The sequence below is a fragment of the Nocardia sp. JCM 34519.1 genome, assembly GCF_020361265.1.
Classification (GTDB): domain Bacteria; phylum Actinomycetota; class Actinomycetes; order Mycobacteriales; family Mycobacteriaceae; genus Nocardia; species Nocardia arthritidis_A.
Genome location: NZ_JAIRBR010000021.1, coordinates 95,067 through 120,733, shown reverse-complemented (window position 1 = coordinate 120,733; position 25,667 = coordinate 95,067). Strand labels below are relative to the sequence as shown.

The following is a 25,667-nucleotide window of genomic DNA, read 5'->3' as shown; positions in this document are numbered from 1 at the left end:
AGCCGGGGCTCGAGGCACTGACACGGCTGACCAGGGACGGCCGAATCTGACTGCGCCCCTTCGTCGTTCATATCCGAACCGCACGGCGCGAACCGGTCGCGGTACCGACCTCACCTCTCGTCGCCGGTGTCTTCCCGTGATTCGCGCAGAGCACGGCGACGTCCTCCAGCAGATCCGCCACGAAGTCCTCTGCGAAGCCCGCAACGGTGCGCGTGCGCGGCGGCTCCGGCCACACCGGGTGTCGAAAAGCGCTCCGCGCTAACAACTATCACCCGCATCACCCACATGCGAGACTGTTGCGGGTGTCGGGATTCACGCGCGATACCTACCACTACGGCGACGAACTCGTGTACGAGGCGCTGCACTCCAAATGGGGCCGCTACCACGCCAACTATTGCGGCTGCGGGCAGGACTGGCTCACCGCACACGCCGAACCAGCCGGATTCACCGTCGTGCGCTCCGGCGGCGGATTCGTCGCACTCACCGGCCCCGGCCTCACCGAAGGTGTCGACGAGGACGCCTTGACGACCAACGCGTTGTGGGAGGCGGTCACCGGCACACCCGGTACCCAGGACTGGACCGAAGAGGTCCATATCATCGACCGCGGTCCCACCGCCCAAGCCGAACGCAAGGCAGCCAGCGACGCCCACTACGCACGGCTGCGGGAACGCTCCGCCGCAGCGGAGGCCGAACCGGCCACCATCAAACAGATCGACTACCTCAAGACACTGGCCGCCAACGCCGAGAGCGAACACTTCGACGCCGAATTCGCCAAGGCCACAAAAGGAACCGGCATCGACCCACGCGCCGAAGACGAGACGCCCGGCCGGGCCATACGACGGCTCACCCGCGCCGCGGCCCGCAAACTCATCACCGCACTCGCTGGCCATTCATGAACACTCACGCCCACCGTTTCTCGTCCATGAACCGCTGCGGCTCGGGCATACAACACGCCCAGCCCCAGGGCACCAGAATCCGGGGCTGAGCGCGTCAATGTAGCGTCGGCACCGCCCATTCGTGTGGGGAGCGCTATTGCGTGCTCGGTGCCTTCCTGGCGTGAGCGTGGGAGAACGTGGGCGAGGGGATCAGTCCGTGCGGATCCTGGATCCCGGACTCGCCGGCGGCCGGAACCGTGTCGGTACGGGGTGGTGTCGTGTGTCCGGCCCGATCGGTATCCACCCGGCGGCGAGCCCTGCCTTACTCTACGAGGGCCTTGCCGACGACCTCGCTCGCCAGTTGGGCGTAGGCAGAAGAAGCTTCGATCCCGAAGAACCTCCGGCCCTCCATGACGGCTGCGGCGCCGGTGGTGCCGCTGCCGGCGAATGGGTCCAGGATCAGTCCGTGCTCCGGTGTCGAGCGCACCAGTTGTTGCATCAGCGGCAGCGGTTTGGCCGTGATGTGTTTGCGCGCTTTGCCTTTCGGGCTGCCCAGGGTAAAGACTCCGGGCAGGTAGGGCGGCTTGTGATCACGGTCGGGTTGCCCGTGGGAGGCCCACAGGACATATTCGCTTTGGTTGCTGAATCCGGGTTGGGGCCGAGCATTGGTTTTCGCCCACACGACGATGCCACGCCATCGCCAGCCCGCCGTCTGCAATGCATCGCTCAAGGCAGGCAATTGCCGCCAGTCCGTGAATACGAGTGCGGTTCCCCCCGGACGCACGACACGTAGTGCCTCGCTCAACCAGAAGCTGCACCACAAGGTGAAGCTGCGTTGATCGCGTTGATCTCCGCCGAAGCCCGGCATGAGGTGTCCCTGCACCGAATCCGAGCTGACGTACTTCTCGCTCGCGGATCGCAGTGTGCGATCGCTGGTGAAAGTGCCGCCCGAGCAGTACGGAGGGTCGGTCACCAACGCGTCGCAGGATCCGGTCGGTAGGCGGCGCATCACGTCCAATGCCTCACCACATACAATCTGTGCAGGTGACGACAGATTGACCGCATTGTCGAGATCCGTTGTGCCAGTGATGAGTTCGATGGTCATGCTCCACTATTGCTCGACAGCGCGCATGGTTTGTCGCGAGCAAATCGCGGTCCTTTTCGCGCATTTTGCGCGAAGACAACGTCGGAGGTGCGGCGTCGGCACGTCCCCCGGTTGTTCAGGTTGACAAGCCGACCCGCCAAGAATGTGACGCAAATTACACTAGTGCCGTCTTCGCGGTCTGTCGGTCGTCGCATCACAGCCCCAGCCTGAATCTCCATTTCGATGCCGAGGCGATTTGGTTCCGCCGTCTGATCGCGGCGTCCGGGCATCGGCACGCCCGCGGAGTCGGCGTGTACGAAAGACGAAAGGCTGCCTCCTGCGGTCGTTTTCGAGAGCAGGAGGCAGCCGGGTTCGATCGGGGGCCGCGGCAGCGTTGCCGAGCTCCCTGGTGTCCTGGCGCGTCAGTGATGCGGAAGGACGCTCTGAATGATGTTCCAGACGTTCGCGGCCAGCGCCGAAGCACTGGCCGCGAGGCCGGAGCCGGAATTCAGCATGTTGAACAGGTTGAGAATGCCACCCATGTTCGATCCCCTTGTCGGTCGGTCAACTTTCTGAGAGCACCTGGATTGAAGAAGTTCGGCGGTGGCGGTCTCAAATAGCGGCGGACCGCCCTCGTGCGGCGGCATGAGCCGCGCAGCTCTCCCGCTCTACACGAATCTTGTTTAATTTCAGCACCTTTGGAGTATCAGGGCGCGTACGCACGGCGTGACGACCCAGCACTACACCAGGCACACCACTATGACGCAGATCACATACATGGCGGACGGTGGCCGTGCGAACCAGTGGCTATCTGAACAGACCTGCGTCATCGGAATGCGGTGGCGCAGAGATGCTCATGATGCTGCTCGACGACGAGCCCGTGCTGGTGTTGTGCTCGCGGTTCCGGTCGGCTCGAGTCACCGACAATGGTTGAGGGACCTGCCATTCCGGCTCGTCGCCGTGCCCGCGATCGCGGTTTGCGGTGACCGAAGCGGCGACTACATTATGAACTCCGTTGCCGGGGTGGAGATTCGGCGTCATCGGTGACCGGGGTACGGAAGAAGGAGTAGGGATGGTGACGACGGCGACGGCTATCTCGACCGGCGAGCCGGGTCAGGGAGGGCGCATGGCGTTCGACCGCGGCGGAGACCTCTGGCATGAGCGCGGGCGTACTCGTCGGTGGCAGACCGGCACATTCCCGCATCAGCGCTTCTGCAGGGACCTGGCCGAGTTGGAGGAGCGGTTCGGCCCGCTGACGATCGTGCCCTATATGCCGTGGCCCGACCCACCCCAGGATCCGCAACAGGCCCGGCCCGGCTACCGGGATTCGATTATCACCGATCGGCGCCGCGATGCGCAGCAGGAGCAGCGCGACGATGATCGGTGATGCGCTCATGGTCGCCGAGCGGCGTTCGAGCACAACCGAATTGGCCCTCCCCCACGCGAACTCGCCGGTGTATGACCATGCGTGAACGATCGCATCTCGGCGCGCTGATCGAGGAACGGAAACGGTTGGACAGGCTGTCGGACGCCCAGGTCGTTGCCCGAGCGAAGGCCCTCGGCCACGACCTCGGCAAGAGCAACCTCGGGCGAATCGCCAACGGTGCGGGGGTATCGCTGACCCGGCGCACCATATGCGCGCTCGCGGCCGGATTGGGGACGACGCCCGAAATCGTTGCTCGGGCGGTACTCGCCGACATGGGCATCGTGCTGCCGCAGATCTCCGTCGACTGCGAAGCCGCGATTCGCACCGACCCCAGCCTGTCGGAGAGTGCCAGGCGGGTTCTGCTGGCCGCCGTCAGGGAAGTGCGTCAGCCGGTCTGAGGATCCTCAGCCGACGCGTGCGGCCGGTCGGATGGTTGCTTGAGATTACCGAAAGTGGTTGAGGAACATACCATTCCAGCTGGTCACGGCAGCTGATGGCCGCGGGTAGCTCGATCAGTGGGCTTGGGCCCATGTCGGCCCGGTGCCGACCGAAATATCGAGGGGGACGCTGAGTTCGGCGACGGTCGGCATGATCTGCTCGACGATCGCGGTGAGGGCGGGTTGTTCCTCGGCGGGCAGCTCGAACAGCAGCTCGTCGTGGATCTGCAGGATCATCTGTGCGCGCAGGCCCTCGGCGGCGATCCGGCCGTTGATCGCGATCATCGCCAGTTTGATGATGTCGGCAGCGGCGCCCTGGATCGGTGCGTTGAGGGCCGCGCGTTCGGCGGCGTCGGCCAGGCGCAGGTTGTCGCTGGCGAGGTCGGGGAGATAGCGGCGGCGGCCGAGGAAAGTTTCGGTGTAGCCGGTGCGTCGGGCGCGCTCGACGAGGCCGTCGAGATAGTCGCGGACGCGGGCGAAGCGGGCGAAATAGGTGTCGTAGTGCTCGCGGGCCTCGGCCACGGAGATGCCGAGCTCAGTGGCCAGCCCGCGTTCCTTCTGCCCGTAGGCCAAGCCGTAGGAGATCGCTTTGGCGCGGGTGCGCTGCTCGGCGGTGACCTCGGTGAGCGGGACGCCGAACGCGAGGGCGGCCACCGAGCGGTGGGTGTCTTCGCCAGAGGCGAACGCGGCGATCAGGTTCTCATCGCCGCTGGCGTGGGCCATGATGCGCATCTCGAGCTGGCGATAGTCCGCGGCCAGCAGCAGGTCGAATCCCGGGCCGGGGACGAAGGCTTCGCGGATGCGGCGGCCGTCATCGGTGCGGATCGGGATGTTCTGCAGGTTCGGGTCCGTCGAGGACAGCCGCCCGGTCTCGACCTTGGTCTGCTGCAAGGTGGTGCGGATGCGGCCGTCGGGGTCGATGTGTTTGCTCAGGCTCTCGATCATCGAGGTCAGCTTGGTCGCGGCCCGGTAGTCCAGCAGATGGGTCAGGAACTCGTGACCGGTGGCGGCGTGCAGGCGGGTCAGTTCGTCGGCGGCGGTGCTGTAGCCGCTCTTGATGCGCCGGGTGTGCGGCAGCGCCAGGTCGGTGAACAATGCCTGCTGCAGTTGCGGAGTGGACGACAGGTTGATCGGGCGGCCGAGGATCTCGGCGGCGGCCGCGGCGGCGTGCTCCGCGGCGGCGGTGAACTCCTCGCGCAGGTTCTTGAAGTGGCCGGTATCAACGGCGACGCCGTGATGTTCGATATCGGCCAGGACGGCGGTGACCGGCAGCTCGATGCGGTCGTGCAGGGCGGTCATGCCGGTCTGCGCCAGCTCGGAGGTCAGCGCGTCGGCCAGGCGCGCGACCTGACGGGCGGCGACCGCGGCTTCCGGGTCGATTCCCGGGTCGGCGCCGAACAGCGTGCCGGCGGCGGCCGGCGCGATCGCGGTGCCGGTGAGGTGGCGGGCGGTCAGCGACGGCAGCGCGTAGTCGCCTTCCCCGGGGGCCAGCAGGTATCCGGCCAGCGCGGTGTCCAGGTCGAGCCCGGCCAGGTGCCAGCCTTCGCGGCGCAGCAGGCGAATGGTCGTCTTCGCGTCGTGCACGGCCTTGGTGACGGCGGGATCGGCCAGCCATTCGGCGAGAGCGGTCCGGTCGGGGTCGGTGGCGGCCGACAGATCGACGTGGCCGGTCGCGCCGGTCGCCGTGGTAATCGCGGCGCCGCGGAGGCCGGTCTTGTCGCTGGTGAGCGCGAGTGAGTGGCGGCCGCGGCCGGTGGCGTGCTCGGTGAGCCAGCCGCGCAAGCCATCGGCCGGGATCCGCACGGTGGGCGCCGGTTCCGGCGCGGGAGCACCGAGCACGGTGCGGGCACGGGTGGCCAACGCGGGCAACGCGAGGTCGGCGAACAGCTGCTGCATTTCGTCGTGCGCGGTGAGCGTGGTGGGCGTGAGTTCGTTCAGGCCCGGGCCGGCCAGCTCGGTGTCGAACCGCATCACCGTGCGGTGCGCACGGACTCGCGCGGCGTGCGGGCGCAGCATCTGGCTGGCGCGGGTGGGGCGGTCCAGCTCGTTCAGCAAGGTGTCGAGGGTCCCCGCCTCGGCGAGCCATCCGGCGGCCGTGCGGTCGCCGACGCCGGGGATCGGGGTCACTCCGCGGGGCCGGTCACCGCGCAGCGCCAGGTAGTCGACGAACGTCGCTGCGGGGACGCCGTGGCGGGCCTGGATGGTGGCGGGGGTCAACAGGTCGGGGGCGCGGCCGGGCGCCGGGCGCACGATGGTGACGGTGTCGGTGGCGCACTGCAGGATCCGGTCGTCGCTGCTGAGGATGTGCACCGGGGCGTCGGCGCGGGTGGACAGCGACGCGATCAGGTCGCCCGCCTCTGTGCCTTCGGGGGCTTCGAGGGCCGGGATCGTCAACGCGTGCAGTAACTTTCGCAGGATCGGTTGTTGGCTGGCCAGATCCGGTGGGATGTGGTGGGCGCGATAGCCGGGCACGATCTCGGTGCGCCGGTTGGTGCCGGGCCCGTCGAACACTGCCGCGAGGTGGGTCGGGCCGATCATGGTGTGGACATCGAAAAGCGTTGTCAGGAACCCCGATATCGCATTCACCGGTTGCCCGGTCGCCGTGGTGGTGGCGCGGGCCAGCGGCACACTGCGATAGGCGTAGGCCAGCAGGGCGGGTGCGTCGACGAGCAATACCGTCTGCTGCGTTGGGCTGTTCTCGGTCACCGCAGTTCCAGTTCGACGGCCAGTGCCGACAGATCCAGGTCCGGGGCGTCGGCGGCCCAGACCTGGCCTCGGCCTTCTTTCAGCTGTGTTTTGTGCGGGCGTATCGCCCAGGGCGCCTGACGTTTCATCGCCTCATGAATCAGCACGTCCCCGTGGAATTTGGTGAGCACTGCGGCCTGGTCGACGACGGTGCCGCGTTTGCGGGCCAGGTCGGCGGCTTGGCCGCGTTTGGTCATCATCAATTGCAGCCAGGGACGGTCGTAGATCTCGACCAGCAGCACGAAGTGGGTGTCCAGCCATTCCTGTTGGCGCCATTGGTCTTTGACACCGATTTCGCGCGGCAACCCGATCTGGACGATGGCTTCCCGCGAGTACGCCACTTTGCCGTCGGCCTCACGTTCGACTCGCGGTCCGCCGGTGGTCAGGGCCCGCAGACGGGCGCGCGGGATGGCGGCGGGCTGATCGTTGGCCCCGCGCAGCCATTTCCACACCGTGCGCGGAGCGACGGCGAAATCGGCGGCGACCGCGGCGACATCCACCGCACCCGAGGCGGTGCGGCCGTAGCATTCGCCGAGCGTGGCGGCCAGCCGCGCGCGCGTCCAGATCGGACCTGTGAGGGTGGTCATTTGGATTTCTCGTCCAGGGCGACGGTGTCGAAGGTGAAGACGTTCCAGTCGTCGAGGTTGCCGTAGGCGTCGGTGTTGGCGTAGTCGGCCATGAAGTCGGCCAGTCCGATATCGCCGCCGTTCTCGTAGGCGTTGAGCGCGTCGTCGACCAGTTCGGGCGGCAGGTCCCAGGTGACCGAGCGGTCGCGTTCGTAGCCCTGTCGGCCCTGGATTCCCTTGACGATCAGTTTGGCGCCGTATTTCGCCATCTTCGCGCCGCTGGCGCTGGCGCGGCGCCCGGCGATCGCTTTGCTGCGGCCGGCTTTGGTGGTGGCGGCCTTGCGCGCGTTGGCCAGCAGTCGAGCCCGGTTCTCGTCCTTCGGTTTCGCCTTGCCGGTGAGCCAGCGTTTGATGGTGGACGGTGATTTGCCCTCGCCTTTGGCGGCAGCGGTGACGTTGATCGCGCCACCGCGCGGGCCCGGTCCGTAGGCGGCGAACAGCGCGGCGGCCAGGTCGGCGTCGGTGTGGCCGGTGGCGTCGGCGCCGCTGCGGCCGCTGACTCCGGCGTAGGCGTTGGACAGCCCGGAGTCCTTGGCCGCGGTGATGGTGGCGTTGACCTCGGCGGCCGAGACGCCGGTATGGGTGACGACGTTCTTGACATCGACGGTGCCGCGCACGATCGACCCGCCACCGAACCGCAGGATCTTCTCCAGTTTGATGGCCATCTAGATCGCTCCTGCCGCGAGTTGGGTACGCCAGTCGGCGTAGCTGGTCAGACGATGTTTGCCTTTGTACGGGCCGCCGTCGAAGAACTGGATCTGGTCGGCCATCAGCCCGGAGGCTTCAGGCTTCCACTGACCGAATCCGCGCCCGAAACTCGGGCGATGTTTCGGGTTGTGCGCGAGGGCTTCGGCGTCGAACGGGGCCATCGGCCACGCGGTCACCGGATCCGGGTCGTTCGAGGCGATCAGGATGGTGTCCTTGTCGACGCCCAGGATCGCCACCCCGGTCACCTCCAGCATGGTGTTGAGGAAATGGGCGATATTGGCCGTCGACTTGGACACGCCCATGAACCATTTCTCCCGGCTGTAGGGCGACTGCGGATTGCCGTCGTCGTCGATGAGATGGGTGGAGGCGATCATGCCGTAACCGCGCACCCGGCAGACCTTGACCTGCTTGCGCACTGCTTGATCATCCGGGTCGTCGGTGTCGAGGACGGTTGCGGCGCGCGAGTACCGCTCGGCCCATTTGCGCAGGATCCGGGAGTGCTCCGGCCATATCCATGTCTCGAGGACCGGCAGGTCGTACCCCAGCGCCAGGGCCCGCTCGAACTGCGGGGTGCACACCCACTGCGGGCTGTCGCCGAAGTCATGCGCGGCCGGGTTGAGCACGTGCGGCAGCTGCCAGGTCGCCGCCGGCGGGATCCGGGTCAGGATGTAGGCGGGCACGCTGGGGTCGAAGTCCCACTCGCCTTCGTCCATGTGCACGGGATCGCCGATGGGCAGCTCGAGCCCGGCCAGGCCCGCGGTGTAGGAGCCGCCGCGGTCGTAGGCATGGCAGTACATGCAGGCCGCTTCTTCCGGGGTCGGCAAGCGGGTGAAGGCGAAGTCGCGGGCGAGGATGCCCACACCGGAGGGTGCTTCGAATGTCGAAGGGGCCCAGATCTTCTCACGCCATTCGGCCGGGCCGTAGGTCTTGGGCCGCGCCTCCTTGATCAGGTCCAAACCGGTGGTCGGGCCCGAGACCTTGAACGGGAATTCCAGGGTGTCGGCGAACAGCTTCAACCGGCGCGCCAGCCCGGCGGGGTCGGGATCACCGGCCAGGATCGGCATGTCCGGATCCGGAGAGTCGGGATCGTCGGCCATTCCGGCCAGCAACACGATCCAAATTGTCGGTTTGTCGTCATCGTCGCGCCAGACCCGCGTCCAGGAGCCCAGCCCGATCTCCTCACCCTCGCGCTGGCCACCGAACTTCCACCCCGCCGCCAGCGCGAGAGTGACCAGCGGCAGCGTGGCGGTGAGCTTGCGCAAGTCCTCGGCGCGGGAACCATGGTCGACGACATCGACGTCGATACCGAACCTGCGGGCCAAGGCATCGGTGATCCAGATCTGCCCGGACTCGATGAAACTCGGCGACACCTGATAGCCCAGCCGCAGGGTGCGCGCGAACTCGACGAGATGCCCGGCGTGCACCAGCTCCTCGGGAAGCGCCACACAGGTGCCGTCGGCCAGCCACGCACCGTTGATGTCCAGGACCGCCGCCGGGCCGGACAACCTCGAGGGCGCCTTCCCCTTCGCCGGCGCGCGGCGCGGCGCAGGTACCGCCGTGGTGACGGCCACGGCCGGTGGCTCAGGCTCGCAGTTGTCGACAACCTCGTTGGCGGCCTCTGGTTCGGTAGGGCGCTCCGTCGCCGATGCCGCTCCGGACGACGAGGCGTTCTCGGGCTTTACGGCTGCCGCCGCGCTGTCGGTGGATATCGGCGTCGGGAGTGGCGTTCGGCCGAGGATCACGTCGACGACGTGGGCGACCGTGGTGGGATCGCCGGTGAACTGGGCTTCGAACAGCGCGGTGATCGCGTCATCGGTCAGGTGCGCACGGCGGCGGAGTTCGTGCCGTCCTCGGGGGCCGGGAGCGTCGGCGATGTCCTGATCGGCGCCGATGGCGTAGGCCAGCGCGGTGTCGTCGACGGTGAGCGGGTCGAGGCGGAATTCGCGCTGGATGCGCAGCATGGCGCGGCGGCCGCGGGCGCGGGTCAGCTCACAGACCGCCGCCCGCCACACCGGCTGCAGGTGGTGGGCCAGGCCCTCGGCCTGCCAGGGCCGCGGATCGGCCAGCTGGGCGAGGTAATCGCGGGAGGCGTCGGTGGCGAGCTGGACCAATGGCAGGTCCCCCGCCGCGCTGAACGCATCCAGACCGCCGCGCAAATCGGCGGTCCAGCGATCCAGCAGGCGACCCTGCTGCGCCCAGGTGACCGCGGCATCGACTCGTAGGTCGGTGACTTCGACGCCGAGACCGCCGTGGGCGGCCGGGGCGAGCAGCGCCTCCAGACCGGGAGTGCTCACCCAGACGCGGACCTCGGCATCGGATCGCATGCGCGGGTCCGGGGGCGGCATCCGTGCGGGCAACTCCAGACCCGACAGCGCGGTCAGGGTGATCCGCCAGGCCGCGAACCCTCGCTTGCGGGCGCCCGCCAGCTCGGCGGCGGCCGCACCGGTGTGCACGGTGGGTTCGCCGACCGGGAGGGTCAGCATGCCCGCCGAGGCCAGCTCGCCGGAGTCCTGGTCGAGTTCGACGACGTATTCGGCGTCGGGGCCGTCGATATCGTCCACCTCGACCAGCCGCGCCCACCGCGGCTGCACCACGGTAGTGAGATCGTCGACGATATCGGGAACAATCCCCGCACCGAGCGCGACCAGGCCCTGCTTGCGGGCCAGCCGGTCGCGGCGGATACGGTCGAGGATCGCCGCGCCGGTGGCCGCGCCGGTACCGGCGGGCAACACCCCGAACTGAGCCTGCCACCGTCCGAGCCGACGCCCGAACTCGACCGCGTCGGCCTCGTCGATGAAGGTCAAACCCTGTGCCGCTGTGCAGGTTTCGACACCCTCCACAGTGGTCGCGACGATGATCTCGACATCGATGTCGGCGCCATCGACGGTGCGGGTCAACCGGATTCGCCCGCCCCCGCCGCGCACGGACCAGCCCGCCGCGATCAGCGGCGCCAACGACTCGACGACCCGCTGGGCCAGCTCGGCCCGAATCACGGTGCGCCGCTGGACATCCGGCAGCCCGGCCGAGTTGGCCGGGATCGGCGCAGTCCAGTCGAGCAGCGCGCATGCCTGCGTGCCCAGGATCCAGATCTGCGGGAGCAGCAGCCCGTCGGCGGACGGTACCGCGTCGTCGCGGGCGAGTTTGCCGGTGCGCCAGCACCAGGCGATCAGCTCGCCGAGTTTGGCGATCGAATCGACCGGGCCCGTCAGCGCCCGGCCCGACGGCAGACGCGACCCGGCGCCGGTCACCAGAATCGCGCGGCCATCGGCAGCAGCGGCGGCGGGCGTGTCAGTGGTCATCGTGAATTTCCCTCGGTCGAAGTCGGCGACAGAGTTACGGCTAGTGGACACATTAGCGTATAATCGGCGATATAGACACTAGTAAACGTATTCAACATTAGTTACGCTGGCGAGTATGCGGCCGTACACCTTGCCCGAGATCGTGGAACCGAAAGACCTCGAAAGCCTGCTCAACATCGGCCGGTCGATGCTGGCACGGCTGCGCACCGACGATCCCGAGTTCCCCGAACCCGTGCCCGCCTTGTCGCGACCTCGCCGACCGCGCTGGTGGCGCGAACAGATCTTGCGATGGCTCGTCAAACGCGGCCGGGCGCCCGAGGCGGCGCTGCCCGCCTTCGAGGTCATCGACCCGAGCGGCCCGGTCGCGCAGCGATGGCAGCGCACCGACTGGCGATTCGCCGATCTGCCCACCGCGCGCGGTACCACCAAGGTCCATGTCACCCGCTACCTCCCGCTCGACGACGCCGACCCCCGGGTGGTCAGCCTCTGCGTGCCCGTCGACGACCCGGGCTATCCCGCGCTGGACGGGCGCAACCTGACCCCGGCCCTGCTTGCCACGCTCGGCTATCGGGACGGGCAGCGCGGCGCTGTCGCCTGGATCCAGCCACACGACTGGTCGCAATACGACCACGGTGATCTGTTCGGCGCCGAACTGCCCGACGACCCCAGCCTGTCGGTGCGGACCGAACTGCTCGACGGCGCGATCGTCGCCCAACTGCTCGGCCATCCGCTGCCCTACTGGGAACGCGGCGCGGTCTCGGCCGCCGACGCCGCGGCCTGGGCTCCGGGGCGCGCGCCCGCTTTCGACGCCTCGCCCCCCGGACTGCGCGGAGCGCGGCAGCTGCGTCTGCAATGCCGTGAGGTCATCGACCAGATCGCCCTCGGCCAGCGCCCGGCACCGGCCGAGATCGCCGACGAACTCGCTCAGCTCGGAAACACGATGTGGGACACCGTCCTCGGCGAGTTCAACTGGCAATACAAGCCCGACCCGACACCACTCGCGGGCTGGGTGATGCCGATCAACCCGCCGCGAACCAGCCTCGTCGAATCCGCTCCGCTGCTGCCGCACCAACCCGGCCACGTCGACCTCTACCACGCCCTGGAATGGCTCATCGACCAACCCGACCTGCCCGAAGGCATGGCCGCCGCCGCGACCGGCTACTACGGCTACCCCAACTCCATCGACGTCCTCACTCTCGACCTGACCGGCCTGCCCGTCCCGCTACGGGCCGCGATCGACCGCAACCTCGTCCCCATCGAGGCCCGCCCGACCTGGCTCCACAAAGCCCTCACCCCCGCCCCTGACGAGGAAACCGGCACGCCGATGGGCTGGAAGGCCGACCCAGACCGGCAAGCCCATCCCGCGCTCACCACCGGTGACCTGCTGCGATACCACGTCCCCCGCGCAGCGTTCCCGCTCGGCACCCCCGCCGGCGTGCACCTGATCGCCCAAGGGCCCGCAGACCAGCGCCATCTCGCCGGATTTCTCGTCGACCGGCTCGGCGAACTCTCACCGCTGCCGCTGAACCCCGCACCTCACTCCGCGGAAGCGACCGCCGCCGAGCTCGCCGCCATCGCGCTCGGCATCACCGAACCCCTGCACCTGGGCCACCGGCCCAAACTGTGGAACGCCCCCACGGTACTGATCCAGCTGGCCACCGGCCTGGCCAGCACCGACCACCTCGAACTCGACTGGGCCGCGCTGCGACAGATCGTCGGCCCACGCCCCGATGACACCGACGACCGCGCGCTGGTCCACTCCATCAACGACCGAAAACACCACTGGCCCAACGAATGACCGCACCAGCGCCGTCCCCGAGGAGTTGACCGGCCGAGCCGAAATCTGCCCTGCCATCCTGGTCGTCATCAAGACGAGCGCGCGTCCTGGGCCTCGGCAGGCCGGGGCGATTGCCAGTCCTCCGGCGGCGGCAGCCCTTCACTGAGCAGCGCGCGCAGCCGCGCCACGGACTCCGCATCACCGGACCGCTCCGCGTTGCGCAGGCTTTCCCGCACGGTGCGCCGCATACCGCGCGGAAGCAGCCGGTGCCCGTCGGCGGCATAGCGGATCCCGTTGCGTGATTCGGCCAGCCGCTCCCGGGCGTTGTCCGGACTCACCTGGGCTAGTCGCCACCGCGGACGGCCGCCGACCATGCCCGGCCACCATCTCTCCTGCCCCGGAACCTGCGCCTCGACCATACCGATCGCAACTTCGAGGATCCGCTCGTCACCACGGCGAACACGCCGATCGATCACCTCGGCCAGGAATGAGCACATGAGAAGAACGATAACCTCGACCACACCACGATCCACCGGTCCGGGCACGATCCGAACCCCTTGAGGGACATGCCATTTCCGCAGATAAGCACGCATTGCCGCCGGAAAGACGGAGCCGGTCGGCGTTTGATCATGGCTTAAACTGCCCTGCCATGACCGCAGGGCGCGCAATGGGCTTCGATGCGTTTGTTGGGAGATGTCGGTATCCCGGCCGCGGGATCGCACTCGGCCGCGACGACGCCGGGGTGGCGTTCGCTGCATACTGGCTGACCGGGCGCAGTGCGGAATCGCGGAATCGGCGGATCACCGTGGGCGCCGGCGTCCTCGATGTCAGCGACATCGCATCGGGCCCGCCGGATCCCCTGCGGCACTACACCGCGATCATCCAGCGCAGTAACCGGATCGTCGTCGGCAACGGCATCCAGGTACGTGAGGTCGTAGCCGATCTCGATGCCGGGTCCACGATCTGGGAGGCATTGAGCAAGCTCGAATCCGAACCGGATCCACCGATCCGGACACCCCGGATCACCGCAACCGCCACTGTGCGCGGCGATGAGGTGGAGGAAGTCATCCTGTGCGGCGCGGTGGCACATCCACGATGGCCGAAAACAGCGCAGCACAACGTTTTTCACACCCACCGCCTCGAGGTGGGGCAATGTCATGCGATGACGACCTACGACGGGGACACCGCCGAAGTGTCTACATCGGGGCAGCCGACCGCCGTAGAAGTCGATGACGCGTGGCCGACACTGCTGCAACGGATCTGGCACGCCCTGGACCCGGCGGTGCGTGTCGGAGCCGCCGTGGTCCCACTCCCAGGTGATCTGCGCTGCGGCCGGTTCATCGGCCGGCACCAGCCCGTCACAAGGGCCGGGGACATGCCATTTCCGCAGATCAACAAGGGATACGGGGGCTGAAGCCCAACACGATCGGCACAGGTGGATCCATCGGAGTCACCGCCCGATGGATCGCGAATCGGGTCGTCGCAGACGCGGGCTTCAACCGGCGCTCGCACGCGTGCCGGTGGATCGAGCCTTGCTGGCTTCCACGGCGCTGATCGATACCCAGTCGATGCCGCCCCCGGGCCGGGGACGCAATTCCACGGTGCCGCGCACCGGCATCCCGATCCCATGAACCTCGACCTGGATCCGGATCGTCCGCAAATAACCGGTGCCGCGGCCGAGACCACCATATCCAGCAACCTTCGCTGTCACCTGCAGTCGAGCCGAAGTACGAGCCTGGTCTCCGCACAGGATCAGCGTGCACTCCTTGAGCCGCGCCCGGGCGGCCAGACTGCGATATTGGGTCGGCGTGATCCGCATGCCGGTGACGTCGACGATCACAAGATCAAGGCCATCGAGCAGCACGGGAATCACACCGGCCAAGGCCACTGGATCGGGATGGTTGATCACCGCCAGCCGAAAACCCAACGGCGAACCCATTTCCCAGGCGGCGAGCAGACCTGCCGAGGGCATATTCACCAACGCCGCCGCGCCGATCCGCGACACCTCCGCCGCCAGCCCGACCAGCATCGCCATCGTCCCCACGTAGTCGACGGTGACACCACGGCGCAAACCACCATCGGGCAGCAGATCCGCGAGAGCCCCGGGCACCGGCAACACCATCCGCGTCACGTCCCGGCGCGGCGCAGTCGAACGATCCGCCACGCCTCGAGCCGGGACAGCCTCGATCTTTCTGTTGAGGAATTCCACCTTCTCAGCCCGCGAGAGCCCAGCGAAATCGTCCGGATCCACAGTGATCAACCCGTGCCACCTCCGACCGACTCAATCGAACACTAGTGCGAACACTATCTCATTCGACGACAATCGGCTATCGATTGGCTAACCGAATGCAGAGAACGGCCGCGTTCATCGCGCCGGCTCCTCACTCGGCCGAAACAATCGACCCTGCGAAACCGTATTGACCATGGACCCGAACGGCCCCAACGTGGCCCAAAGCGATCCGCTTCTAGAAGTTACGGTTGCTCGGTCGAGGTCGCCGGGCCTGGCTCGTAGTCGGCGTACTGCGGCGTGATCTTGAAATCCGCACCGGGGCCTTCGATCAGCGCCTGGTACTCCTCGCTGTCGGGGCCGCTTGCGGTGTAGTCGATCGCAGGCCCGCTCCACACCGGCGGCATCATGTGGTGTGCAACGGTTTTCAGTTCCTCCAGGCTCACCGAGCGCAGCACCGCACCGGGCTCGTCACGGTCGTAGCCGTTGTTCGGGTCCGGCATCGTGCACTGGCACGGGTCAAAAGCGGCAAACACGCACCCCTACATCTACCACAATTGCTGCTGGTCAATGTCCGGCCGGACCTCGCCACCAAACAACTAGCGTGGGATCCCATCTCACCGCCGATCCCCTTGGCGGGCAACCACATTGATCAATCGCCGTAACCTTCCGGTCCTGGAACGATAGTGCGGCACTAGAGAATTCATCTGGTGGACATAGTGCTGGCGCTATGGACCAATGTTCTGGGGTGTGATCGAAGGTGGCCAAGACGTGCCATGGGCTCAGGTGCTAGCGTGTTCCAGTCTCCCTGCGGTAGCAGGGATGTCCGCAAATTGTGAGTCGAGTCGATCGGCTTGTGCTCCCCGCGCTTGCGGGGCTGGCGGTTGCACCGCTGAGGGTCCATGGTGGCCCGTGCCCTTGTTCGTGCGGAAGGAGTACCACTTTGACGGGTCCAGAAGGCCGACGCATCTCCGAACCTGTTGAGCCCCATGGTTTGAGCCCCTCGCCGTTCGTCGGACGACTGAATGCCCAAGCGGCGCATCTGCCCGGCCAACACGGCGCTGCGGATCGGCCGGTAATTCTGATGATCCAGCCCGACACCTTGTCTTACGTAGCCTCCGACCCGGCGGCGACGGTTGTTGATCTGGTGGAGGCGGCGGTCCGTGAGAACGGCGGCCAGCAGCTGGTATGGCCGTCCGATTTCGCGGGCGAACCGGCCGCTGGATGGCGTGGCCAGCTCGACGTGGCGAGCGATCAGCTGCTGATCCATTTCCCGGACGGGACGATCTTCTACGAGGGGACTATGCCGACGGTCGCTCGGTGGCAGAAGGACGCTCGCGAGGCCGCTGAGAAGGGCATTGTGATGATCACGGGCCCGATCGCGGGCCTGGCGGACGTCGACCGGGTGATCAGAGCCGGGCGCGCGACTTGGATCCGAATCCGGTTGAGCATCAGCTGAACTGCTCGACATAGACGGTTCGGGAATGCCGGTCATTCATCCAGGGCTGGCGTTGCCAGAGGTGGGCGACCGACCGGCGGCCGGGCCGCCCACCACGCATCGAATTCCGCGGGCAGATAGCGCAAGGTGGGCTCACCTGGGTTGACCGGTGCGGGTGGCGCCGGTTGAGTCGGGTCGGCTTGATGGCGCGCATCGGCGCGCGCCAGGGCGCGGGTGACGGTGGAGGGACTGACACCGTAGCGGCGTGCCAGCTCCACCCGCGTCAACGGCCAGCGGTCAGGATGCTCCAACGGTCACATTCACCTTGTACCAGTAGGGGATCTGATCACCGGCGGACCGCTCTCGCGGGCCCTGGGCCAGGATCGTACGCATCCGATCCACCATGGCCGGGTCGGTGATGGTGCGTTCGGTGTGGATGTATTCGTCGTAGTAGCCGGGATGCTGGTAGACCACCCGTCCGTCACCGGTCAGGTAAATAGTGCCTGCGGAGTAGTTACCCATCTCGCCGTAGGTGCAGACGATCGCACCCACTTCGTCGGAAGCGGAAATGGGATGCCAGTCGCCGGTGACCTCACCAGTGCGGAAAACGCTGTCGACGAAGCGGTGGATCTCGGCGGCGTCCTCGGCTTCAGCGCGCGCTGCGGCATCGGCGGCTGTTTCCTGCGGGGTTGGTTCCACGATCGCCACGGTGTGTAGCAGGTCCCAGTGGGCCGCATCATGGGTTTCGGGATGCCAGCAGATCGAGGAGGCCATTTCGTCGCCGGTGAACCACACCTCCTGGTCGACGACGATGCCGCGGCGCCCGTTCGGGAGCTGCACCAGCTCTCCGAGTGGGTAGGTCATCCCTCGAGCTGTCGCCTTGTTCATGCGGCGGGTGGACACGACCAGCAGTTGGGCCTCGGCACCGGTGGCGGTACGACCGGCGGCGGCCACCAGCCGATCGCGGCGCGTGACACGCGCCGTCGCGGCGGTAGCTTCGTCGTCGGCCCGGCGTCGTTGTGCTGCTTCGGCGTGTTCGCTGCGGAGACGCTCCTCGGCCTCCTTCTCCTGCAGCCGATACTCCGCGACGAGCGCGCGGACCTCCTCGCAGGCGTCGGGATCGGCGGGGTCGAACCTCCACGTCTTGTCGTCGTCGTTCCAGACCGCCTCCAGCTGCTTCGCGCGAGCACGGATATCGGTGGCGGGGAAGGGGATTGACACCGCGAGCCCGTGCACCTTGACGTACTCCACTCGCGCGCGGCGCTCGACGGCAGCCTGCACGAGGGGGATCACCAGGTTCTTCTTCTGCGACCCGACCCAGAGCATCTTCAACTCGCGGTCCCACGTGGCATTCAGATCCCGTACCGCTGCGCCGAGTGCCGATTCGTATCTGCACCGCACGTAGATGCGTCGGCCGGTCTGCCATGCTCGGTCGACCGGAATGTCGTCGTGGATGGGTTTGCGTGCGTTCATGATTCGTGCCCCGGATGGTGGATGATCCCCGCATGATGCGGGCTGCCTCGACAGCTCCGATCATCCTCCTTCAGCCATTAATTCGCAAAATATTTTGCGAATTAATGGGACAAAGAAGCCGGTCCGGGAAAGATGTTGTCGAGGCATCCACCACCAGACCGGCCGCATCATCATTCCACAGCTAACCACCGCCACCGCGTTGATACTGATCCGAGGCCGCCAGTTTCGGTCGCGGCTCGACCTCGGCGAGGAACTGCCGGAACGAATCCTATTGTGCTGGAAGAGATTTTGGACTGATGAAATGTTCTGTTACCAGCTGTTGTTGCGGTTACTCGGTCGAGGTCGCCGGGCCTGGCTCGTAGTCGGCGTACTGCGGCGTGATCTTGAAATCCGCACCGGGGCCTTCGATCAACGCGTGGTACTCCTCCCTGTCGGGGCCGCTCGCGGTGTACTCGATCGCGGGACCGTCGCCGGTGGGCCCGCTCCAGACCGGCGGCATCATCTGGTGTGTAACGGTTTTCAGTTCCTCCAGGCTCACCGGCCGCAGCGCCGCGCCGGGCTCAGCACGGTGGTAGCCGTTGTTCGGGTCCGGCTCGGCTCCCTCGCGTGGCCACCACATGTCGAACAGAGACTGCCCACCACGAGGTCCTTCGGCCAACGCCGCGAGCACATGCTCGCCCCTGAGCCAGTGGTGGCTGCGCTCGGCGGCCAACTCGACCGCGCGGCGCAACACTGCCACCAGTTCGGGGTCGACGTGGTGCACGGTCACGGTCAACTCGTTGGATTCGATCTCGGTCTCAGTCATCGGTTGGGTTCCCTTCTCATCTGCTCGGGCATTGGCTGGTCGGCACCTCGCGAGACTGGGTATGGTCGCTGAACACGAACGGCCGGCCTTGGATCGTTCCTGTCACGCTCATGCTGGCACGCCATGTTCCGGCATAACAGGTCGCGCTCACTTGATAACTAGCGAAGTTCGGCGCCTGGGGAGGCAATGTGCGGTCTTCTTTGGCAGAAGCAACTTCCCATACGCCGCGGTTCTGGTACTCCAACGCTAACGTCAGGATGTGCTCCTCGGGCGGCACCTCGCATTGGGCCACTCCCCGGGCGATGATCTGCGGCGGATACACCCCTGGTTTGGTCCAGGTGAACTCGAATGCACACGACTTGGCTGCAGCCTGGGCGATCCCGCTTCCGCCCGTCGCAACACCCACCGTCATGACCGTCGCGGCTAAGACGCCAATTACGCAGGGCCGCAAGTTATTTCGAATGATCACTGTAATACCCCCAAAGATCGACTAATACGTTCAACTCTCGATGTGCGAGTCCGGAAAACCCGCCCCCGCACAAGGATTGGATGCTGCTACGGCGGATTAGGTTCCACCTGTCCGCCATCGAGCAACCCTGACCGATTGCCGTCGAGATCGGCACGGCGTGACAGCGTTGGCACGGCATCTCCCCCAACGACTTTCGGCGAGGTATCCACCGGATCCGGCTCCGAGGGCTTTCGCCACCGGCCTGCGGCTCACTGCGGGCCGGTGTGCCTCCGCGGCGAGGTAGCGCCGTAGCGGGAATCGTAGGCATCACCCCGGAGCCGGATACCGGTCTCAGGGTCACACGCCGATCGCGCTCAAACCAGGAACGCGACCGGAAGATTGACCGTACGCTGGCGGAAACCGACCAGGGGTTTCCGATGTGCATCCCGAGGCCCAGCGATGATCATCCCCGAGTGGACCGGCCAACAGGTCAAGGCGTTACGTCGCACCGCGCTGCGCTGGACTCAGGAACGACTCGCCGAAGAACTCGGATGTACCGACCGAACACTGCGCAAATGGGAACGCGCGGACCAGCACACCGTGATCGACGGTCACCTGGCCGACCAGCTCGACCGCCTGCTCGCTGGCCTCACCGATACCCAAGCCCAGCGATTTGCCCTCGCCCTGTCCGCGTCGGCCTCGACCTCCACTGGTACCGACATCGCGGAGTTGCGGCCTACGCTCGAAGACGTCCCTGTTGTTCGGTCACCCGCGGACCGAGGTGAGTACCGGGAGATCACCGACATGCATCGTCGTTCGCTGCTGCGGCTGCTCACCCTCACCACCACAGCGTTGGCCACCCGGATCGATTGGGATCGGCTGCATTTCGTCGACGCCGGTGGGCGGATCGACGCCCTGACTGTCGACCTCTACGCGGGCATCAACCAGGCGCTGTGGCAGGAATTCAGGGCGAAGAGTCCCAAATCGGCGTTGTTCCCCGCTGTGCACGACCATCTCACCGACCTCGTTCGCGGAGTGCGCGACACCCGCGACACCCGCGACACCGCCAGCCTGCACGCTCGGTTGTGTGCGCTGACCGGTGAAGTGCTGCAGTTGGCCGGGGAGATCTTGTTCGACAGCATTCATTACCCAGAAGCGGCCCACTGCTACGCCCTGGCAAGTTCTCTCGCCAGCAAAGCGGGCGCTCGCGACCTGTATGCCGCGGCGATGACCCGCCACGCATACCTCGAATTGCAGGACCACAATCCCCGTGGCGCGATGGCCTTACTCGACCCGGCCCTGCACATCGCCACCCAGGGTGACTCCGCTCTCCCGACCCGCCAGTGGGTCGCCAGCGTCCGCGCCCAAACCCTGGCTACGCTCGGCGACAGCAGCGGATGCGAACATTCCTTCGACCTGGCCCGCACCGTCACCGACCTCCCGCATTCACCGACCCTGGGCTGGCTGCGTTTCGACGGCACCCGCATCGACGAGGAGCACGCCAGCTGCTCCATCCAGCTCGGTCGTCCCGATGCCGCGGAGGCCTTACTCATGCCCTTGCTCGACCGGTCGTTGTCCCCACGGCGCCACGGCAGCATCCTGATCGACCTCGCCGCGGCCGCCGCGCTGCGCCGAGATCCCGTGCCACTGGTGTGGTTCGGCGGCGCGGCAACCCAGATCGCGCGCGATACTCGGTCCGGATACCTCGCCCGCCGCCTCGCCCAACTACACCGGCATCTCCACGATCTGCGCGCGGACCCCCACATCGATCACCTCGGCCGTCAAATCGCTACCCTCGCAACAACTCCCCGATAACCGCAAGGAGCACCGTGCACGACGACCGCGGCGGCCGCATCTTCCGCCAAGCCTGGATCGACGGCGTCAACGCCCACTACCCCAACGGCAACCCGAAAGACAGCTACATCGCCCCCTGGGACAACATCCCCGAGTGGGAACGCGCTGCCGCCGAGGCGGTCTACCAGCAGCTCGCGCAATTCATCACCCTCAGCGACGGCAATACCAGCTATCTGACCCGTGACCAGAAAAGCCAATGGGTCGCGCTGTGTTGGATTCCCCAGATCCACAAGCACATCGCCGACCCCAAGCCGGGCTATGTCGCACCATGGGACAAACTGCCCGACTGGCAAAAAGAGGTCGACGCCGACATTTTCGAAGCCATCGAACGCGCCGTCGCCACAGAAGCACCCACAGACTAGACCGAGCTCGCTACCGGCGTGCACTGCCGTGGTGATCGCCAGTGCAGGTCGGGTCAGCGAAGTTCACCTGGACCGCAGATGCATACAGGCCCGATAACTTTCAGGCACCTGCTGGCTGGCAAGAACACACCGGGGCCATCCCGCACCGAAACGACGGCGCGGCCGTGGATTTCACAGGCTCGCTACAACGATGAGGGATCCTGCTGTGCCCGCTCCGGCAGGGTTTCGGCCCGCCACGCGATCTTCTCGGCCGCCCGGTTCGACCGACGTCGCGATACAGCGGCACGCCGGCCATAGCCGCCGAACACATAGCAGCGGCAGCCGCGTCCGGCGAACCGGCACTTACGCCGGTAAGGCGGTCGAGCGTCGTACAGCATTCGGCCCATTGCCGAATCTCCTATCCGTGTCGGAAGCGTAGTTGTGCCCCACACCATGAACGCTCCGTCGGTGCCTGAAGTCAAGAGCATAAGGTCTGCGAAATATGTTGCAGCGCAACGTAATATGCTGAGACAGCGGAGGCCATGACGTTGAGCGTCACGGCCTCGCGACTTTCGGTCTCGATGGTCAGGATCCGGCGACAGTGGCGATCTGTTCGGGCGTCGGGTTGGGATCGCCGCGATCTCGTCCAGGGCGCATATGGCGGTTCACGTTATCGCGCGAGGTCGGCGAAGAATCGCCGACCGGCGCTGGGAGGCGAGCGGACCATCTTGTCGTAATCACCGAGCCGGTCCTGCGCTGCGGGGGACCCTCTCAGCGGGCTGTGGTGTGCGCGGTGAAGGTGTCCAGGTTTCGGACGGCTGTGGTGTTCTCCCACGGGGTCAACAGGTTTCGTGTTTCTGCGTATTTGGCGAGGACGCGTGGCGAGGTGTTCTTGCGGGTGAGCGCGACCGCCTGCTGGGCGGCGTCGACGGCTTGGTCGAGGTCGATCGGGGCGGCGATCCGGGCCAGCCGCAGCAGGGTCAGTGCCCGGTGCCGTTCGGCGTCGGCAGGGATCAGGGGCAGCGATTCGGCCACTGCGTGTGCCGCGCTGCGGCGGTCGCCGGTCGTCTCGAGCACCGCGCCGGTGATGTCGGAGGTGACCCACGACGCCATCCAGTAGGCGTACGACTTGTCCGGCGTCGTCTGATGGGTGTGCAACCCGGAAACGGTGTCCAATTGTGCGCGGGCGTCGCGGCGGCGGTTGGCGCACGCGAAGGCTTGGGCGGAGCGCAGTGCCCGGTAGTCGGCCATTCTGGGGTCGCGCACCGCGATATCGAGTGCGGCGTCGGCGTAGTCCGCCGCGACGGCGTAGCGGCGTGTCCAGACCGCCAGATCCACGCGATGAACCAGGATGCCGGCCTGGATGTCGGTGTCGCCGGAGTCCTCGGAATGGGTGTACGCCTGTTTGAACAGCTCGTCGGCGAGGGTGACCTCCCGTTGGTCCCACGCCGACCACGCGCTCGAGGCCACCACCTCGGCGGTCAGCCGCGACAGCTGTGGTTTGAGCAGTTCAGGGCAATGCCGCAGCAGCGAGGTGCAGGTACCGGCCATGGTGTCGATCAGCGGTCGGGCGGCGTTGGAGCCCAGGGAGTCATCCAGCAGCATCAGCGAGTGGGCGGTCGTCCGCAGATGGCCGAGCGATTCCGGGGTGAGTGTGGGGCTCGGCACGCTGATCGTTGCTCCGGCCAAGGCGGCCGTTTTCAGAAAATCTCGTCGGTTCACGTCGCCCTCCTCGGCCAGCACCTCAAATCGTGCCAGTACCACAGGGTCCAGTCTCGCGTAGACCTCGTCCAGCGCAAGCTGTGCTGCGGCGTTGACGCTGGATTCGCCGCGCTCCCACGCGCTGACAGTGCGCTGACCAGCATCGATGAGTCGGGCGAAATCTCGTTGGTTCTGGCGCAGCGCTCGCCGCAACGCCCACACCATCTTGCCGGTCCACCAGGTCGTCACAGCCGCCCCCGCTCAAATCCGCTCAAATCCGCGTGTTTGTGCATTCCGCTTCGAATCGTGGCAGGGGAAGGGTTGTGGCGTGCGCAGAACCGTCGAATCCGGCGTCGCCCAGGGTGAAAGCAACTGCCGTGCAGCGCAGCCCACGTCGACCGTCGCCTGGCCACGGTCGCCCAGGACGCGGCGCGGGAGAGACGCGGGCTGCGGAACTGATCTCGAAAACCTGTGCCGTGGTGAAGTTTTCGTCTCCGAGAGGTGTGATCGTGGCTGATTTGTCCCGCTATTACTCGAATTGGCCTGTTCGCTTCGTCCACGACATCAAGATCGTCGGGGTCATCAACACCTCGCCGGATTCCTATGTGCCCGAGTCGGTGGTCTGCGACATAGACCAGGCGGTGGCCGCTGCGCGGCGGCATATCCAGCAGGGAGCCCATTACGTCGAGGTCGGGGGCCTGTCGGGCGGCTCGGCGGCCCGGCGGGTGAGCGAACAGGAAGAGATGGACCGGACGCTGCCGATCGTCGAAGCCATCGCCGCCGAGTTCCCGCAGGTGGCTTTGACCGTCGACACGTTCCGGCCCGCGATCGCGAAGGCGGCGCTGCGGGTTGGCGCGTGGGCGATCAACGACGTCACCGCGATGACTTTCGACGAGGCGATGATCGGTATCGCCGCCGAGCACCGGGCACAGGTGTTCCTGATGCATCTCGAAGGCCCGGGCGGGCACCAGGGCCGCAAATTGAACCGGCCGCATTTCGATGACGTGGTCGGCGAAATCAAGGAGTTCTTCGTCGAGCGGATCGACACCCTGACCGCCGCCGGGATCGAGCGGGACAAGATCGTCATCGATGTGGGATTGGGTGCGGGCAAACGTCCCTTCCACGATTACGAACTGCTGGCGCGGCTGAGCGAGTTCAGCGAGCTGGGGGTCGCACAGATGTCGGCATGCTCGCGCAAACAGTTCGTGGAGGCGGTCTGCCCAGTGCCACCGGCAGAACGGTTGGGTGGCAGCATTGTCGGCTCGTTGTGGTCGGTACTGGCCGGGTGCCGGTACCTGCGCGTGCACGAGGTCAGACCCTACGCGCAGATGCTCGACGTGTGGAACGCCATCATGTCCCGTGTCCCGGCGGCGTGCGAGTGAATCCGGCGGCACGGCAATGGGATTGACGGTGATCACCGGCGCGGGCGGATATCTGGGCGGGCTGCTCGCCCACGCTGTCGCCCAGCGTGACGGTGCCCGCACGGTGCGTTGCGTCGTGCGCCGCCGCGAGGACGCCGACCGGTTCGCCCGCGCCGGGTTCGACGTCGCCTGCGGTGATCTGGTCGACCGGGCGTTCTGCGCACGCGCCGTCGCGGGGGCGCAGGTGGTGATCCACGCGGCCGCCCGCCTGGGCAGCGGCCCACGCGCGGAGTTTTTTCAGGTCAATGCCGAGGCGACCCGCTGGTTGGGGCAGGCCGCGCTGATCGAGGAGGCCCGGTTCGTCTATGTCAGCAGTATCGAGGCCTACGGGGACTTCGCCGGACGCACACTGACCGAGGATCAACCCCATCTCGGCACCGGTCACGCCTACTCGGAGTCGAAATACGCGGGCGAGCAAGCGATCACGCGCCTGTACGGCGATCGCGGACGTGGTGACTACATCATCGTGCGGCCGGGGATGATCTACGGCCCGAACTCCCCGTACTGGACCCACCGCTACCTGCGCCTGGCCAGCCTCGGCAGCATCGGCGTGCTCGCCGACCGGCGACGATTCCCCGACGGAGGACGGGTGTTTCCCGTCTTCGAATCCGATGTCCTCGACGCGCTCGCCACCGCCGCCACCGGGTCGGCGGTGGCGAGCGGGGTCTACAACCTGGTCCACGACGAGGGTTTGACCTGGTGGGACTGGGCCTGGGCGCATCACCTGCTGGCAGGAACCGGGCGTCCGCACCGGGTGCCGGTGCGGCGCACGCGACTGCGGTCGGCGCTGCGACCCCGTGACGGGCGCGCGGTCCTGCGCCGGCGGCTCGAGGTCGAGTTGCGCCACGCGGTGATCCCCCACGAGAAGGCCCGGGCCGAGCTGGGCTGGTACCCGCGCCGCTTCCGCGCCGGAATGGTCCTGTGCGCAGCCCACGCCGAGGACTCTCTGTTCAGTCGCGAATCCCGTTGAAAGGCAACACTG

At 66.9% G+C, this 25,667-nt stretch carries 23 protein-coding genes; 10 read left to right on the top strand and 13 right to left on the bottom strand.

Annotated features, from left to right (window positions below):
- Window positions 1-302: 302 nt before the first annotated feature.
- Entirely contained in the window at window positions 303-896 is a 594-nt protein-coding gene (locus tag LGY53_RS35355; protein ID WP_225731050.1) for a hypothetical protein, read from the top strand.
- A 301-nt stretch (window positions 897-1,197) separates the two neighbouring features.
- Here LGY53_RS35355 and LGY53_RS35350 read toward each other — a convergent pair whose 3' ends face one another.
- Window positions 1,198-1,980 (bottom strand): site-specific DNA-methyltransferase, encoded by a 783-nt coding sequence (locus LGY53_RS35350; RefSeq protein WP_225731049.1) that lies wholly within the window; start codon window positions 1,978-1,980, stop codon window positions 1,198-1,200.
- 1,051 nt (window positions 1,981-3,031) lie between these two features.
- On the opposite strand from LGY53_RS35350, the gene LGY53_RS35345 reads away from it, so the two are divergent.
- Window positions 3,032-3,346 carry a hypothetical protein gene (locus LGY53_RS35345; RefSeq protein ID WP_225731048.1) on the top strand — a complete coding sequence of 105 codons (315 nt, stop codon included), beginning with the start codon at window positions 3,032-3,034 and terminating at the stop codon, window positions 3,344-3,346.
- Between the two features lie 77 nt (window positions 3,347-3,423).
- On the top strand, window positions 3,424-3,783 hold the full coding sequence (locus tag LGY53_RS35340; protein WP_225731047.1) for a hypothetical protein: 360 nt from the start codon (window positions 3,424-3,426) through the stop codon (window positions 3,781-3,783).
- Window positions 3,784-3,897: 114 nt separating this feature from the next.
- On the opposite strand, the gene polA is transcribed toward LGY53_RS35340, so the two are convergent.
- The 4 genes from polA to LGY53_RS35320 are packed head-to-tail and all read right to left on the bottom strand — an operon-like array spanning window position 3,898 to window position 11,200.
- The gene (gene polA / locus LGY53_RS35335; protein ID WP_225731046.1) at window positions 3,898-6,528 is read right to left on the bottom strand and encodes a DNA polymerase I; all 2,631 of its coding nucleotides are present in this window, start codon (window positions 6,526-6,528) and stop codon (window positions 3,898-3,900) included.
- Window positions 6,525-7,154: a hypothetical protein gene (locus tag LGY53_RS35330; RefSeq protein WP_225731045.1), complete on the bottom strand. Its 630-nt coding sequence runs from the start codon at window positions 7,152-7,154 to the stop codon at window positions 6,525-6,527. Before LGY53_RS35330 ends, polA begins: the two co-directional genes overlap by 4 nt.
- Window positions 7,151-7,858: a hypothetical protein gene (locus LGY53_RS35325; protein WP_225731044.1), complete on the bottom strand. Its 708-nt coding sequence runs from the start codon at window positions 7,856-7,858 to the stop codon at window positions 7,151-7,153. Before LGY53_RS35325 ends, LGY53_RS35330 begins: the two co-directional genes overlap by 4 nt.
- Entirely contained in the window at window positions 7,859-11,200 is a 3,342-nt protein-coding gene (locus tag LGY53_RS35320; RefSeq protein WP_225731043.1) for a hypothetical protein, read from the bottom strand. It lies immediately after the preceding gene.
- Between the two features lie 115 nt (window positions 11,201-11,315).
- Here LGY53_RS35320 and LGY53_RS35315 point away from each other — a divergent pair, with 115 nt between their 5' ends.
- Window positions 11,316-12,998, top strand: a complete 1,683-nt coding sequence (locus LGY53_RS35315) for a hypothetical protein (protein ID WP_225731042.1) — start codon at window positions 11,316-11,318, stop codon at window positions 12,996-12,998.
- 68 nt (window positions 12,999-13,066) lie between these two features.
- Here the strand turns inward: LGY53_RS35315 and LGY53_RS35310 are convergent, their stop codons facing one another.
- Window positions 13,067-13,474, bottom strand: coding sequence for a hypothetical protein (locus LGY53_RS35310; protein ID WP_225731041.1), 408 nt, complete (start codon window positions 13,472-13,474; stop codon window positions 13,067-13,069).
- Between the two features lie 95 nt (window positions 13,475-13,569).
- Here LGY53_RS35310 and LGY53_RS35305 point away from each other — a divergent pair, with 95 nt between their 5' ends.
- Entirely contained in the window at window positions 13,570-14,391 is an 822-nt protein-coding gene (locus LGY53_RS35305; RefSeq protein ID WP_225731040.1) for an IMP cyclohydrolase, read from the top strand.
- Between the two features lie 81 nt (window positions 14,392-14,472).
- Here LGY53_RS35305 and LGY53_RS35300 read toward each other — a convergent pair whose 3' ends face one another.
- Both LGY53_RS35300 and LGY53_RS35295 read right to left on the bottom strand, forming a co-directional pair.
- Complete coding sequence (locus LGY53_RS35300; protein ID WP_225731039.1) at window positions 14,473-15,228, bottom strand: hypothetical protein; 756 nt, start codon at window positions 15,226-15,228, stop codon at window positions 14,473-14,475.
- 221 nt (window positions 15,229-15,449) lie between these two features.
- Window positions 15,450-15,707 carry a hypothetical protein gene (locus LGY53_RS35295; RefSeq protein ID WP_225731038.1) on the bottom strand — a complete coding sequence of 86 codons (258 nt, stop codon included), beginning with the start codon at window positions 15,705-15,707 and terminating at the stop codon, window positions 15,450-15,452.
- 440 nt (window positions 15,708-16,147) lie between these two features.
- On the opposite strand from LGY53_RS35295, the gene LGY53_RS35290 reads away from it, so the two are divergent.
- Entirely contained in the window at window positions 16,148-16,663 is a 516-nt protein-coding gene (locus tag LGY53_RS35290; RefSeq protein WP_225731037.1) for a hypothetical protein, read from the top strand.
- A 32-nt stretch (window positions 16,664-16,695) separates the two neighbouring features.
- On the opposite strand, the gene LGY53_RS35285 is transcribed toward LGY53_RS35290, so the two are convergent.
- The 4 genes from LGY53_RS35285 to LGY53_RS35270 form a co-directional block, all read right to left on the bottom strand.
- The gene (locus LGY53_RS35285) at window positions 16,696-16,953 is read right to left on the bottom strand and encodes an AlpA family transcriptional regulator (RefSeq protein WP_225731036.1); all 258 of its coding nucleotides are present in this window, start codon (window positions 16,951-16,953) and stop codon (window positions 16,696-16,698) included.
- Window positions 16,940-17,974: a hypothetical protein gene (locus LGY53_RS35280; RefSeq protein WP_225731035.1), complete on the bottom strand. Its 1,035-nt coding sequence runs from the start codon at window positions 17,972-17,974 to the stop codon at window positions 16,940-16,942. The genes LGY53_RS35285 and LGY53_RS35280 overlap by 14 nt, the downstream gene beginning before the upstream one ends.
- A gap of 469 nt (window positions 17,975-18,443) precedes the next feature.
- Window positions 18,444-18,920: a hypothetical protein gene (locus LGY53_RS35275; RefSeq protein WP_225731034.1), complete on the bottom strand. Its 477-nt coding sequence runs from the start codon at window positions 18,918-18,920 to the stop codon at window positions 18,444-18,446.
- A 16-nt stretch (window positions 18,921-18,936) separates the two neighbouring features.
- Window positions 18,937-19,389, bottom strand: coding sequence for a hypothetical protein (locus tag LGY53_RS35270; RefSeq protein WP_225731033.1), 453 nt, complete (start codon window positions 19,387-19,389; stop codon window positions 18,937-18,939).
- A gap of 438 nt (window positions 19,390-19,827) precedes the next feature.
- Between LGY53_RS35270 and LGY53_RS35265 the strand changes: the two genes are divergently transcribed.
- Window positions 19,828-21,183: a helix-turn-helix transcriptional regulator gene (locus LGY53_RS35265; RefSeq protein ID WP_225731032.1), complete on the top strand. Its 1,356-nt coding sequence runs from the start codon at window positions 19,828-19,830 to the stop codon at window positions 21,181-21,183.
- Window positions 21,184-21,197: 14 nt separating this feature from the next.
- Entirely contained in the window at window positions 21,198-21,584 is a 387-nt protein-coding gene (locus LGY53_RS35260; RefSeq protein WP_225731031.1) for a hypothetical protein, read from the top strand.
- A 750-nt stretch (window positions 21,585-22,334) separates the two neighbouring features.
- On the opposite strand, the gene LGY53_RS35255 is transcribed toward LGY53_RS35260, so the two are convergent.
- Window positions 22,335-23,513 (bottom strand): DNA-binding transcriptional regulator, encoded by a 1,179-nt coding sequence (locus LGY53_RS35255; RefSeq protein WP_225731030.1) that lies wholly within the window; start codon window positions 23,511-23,513, stop codon window positions 22,335-22,337.
- Between the two features lie 260 nt (window positions 23,514-23,773).
- Between LGY53_RS35255 and folP the strand changes: the two genes are divergently transcribed.
- Together folP and LGY53_RS35245 are read left to right on the top strand one after the other, a co-directional pair.
- The gene (gene folP / locus LGY53_RS35250; RefSeq protein ID WP_225731029.1) at window positions 23,774-24,646 is read left to right on the top strand and encodes a dihydropteroate synthase; all 873 of its coding nucleotides are present in this window, start codon (window positions 23,774-23,776) and stop codon (window positions 24,644-24,646) included.
- Window positions 24,624-25,655 (top strand): NAD(P)-dependent oxidoreductase, encoded by a 1,032-nt coding sequence (locus tag LGY53_RS35245; RefSeq protein WP_225731028.1) that lies wholly within the window; start codon window positions 24,624-24,626, stop codon window positions 25,653-25,655. The genes folP and LGY53_RS35245 overlap by 23 nt, the downstream gene beginning before the upstream one ends.
- The last annotated feature ends 12 nt before the right edge of the window (window positions 25,656-25,667 follow it).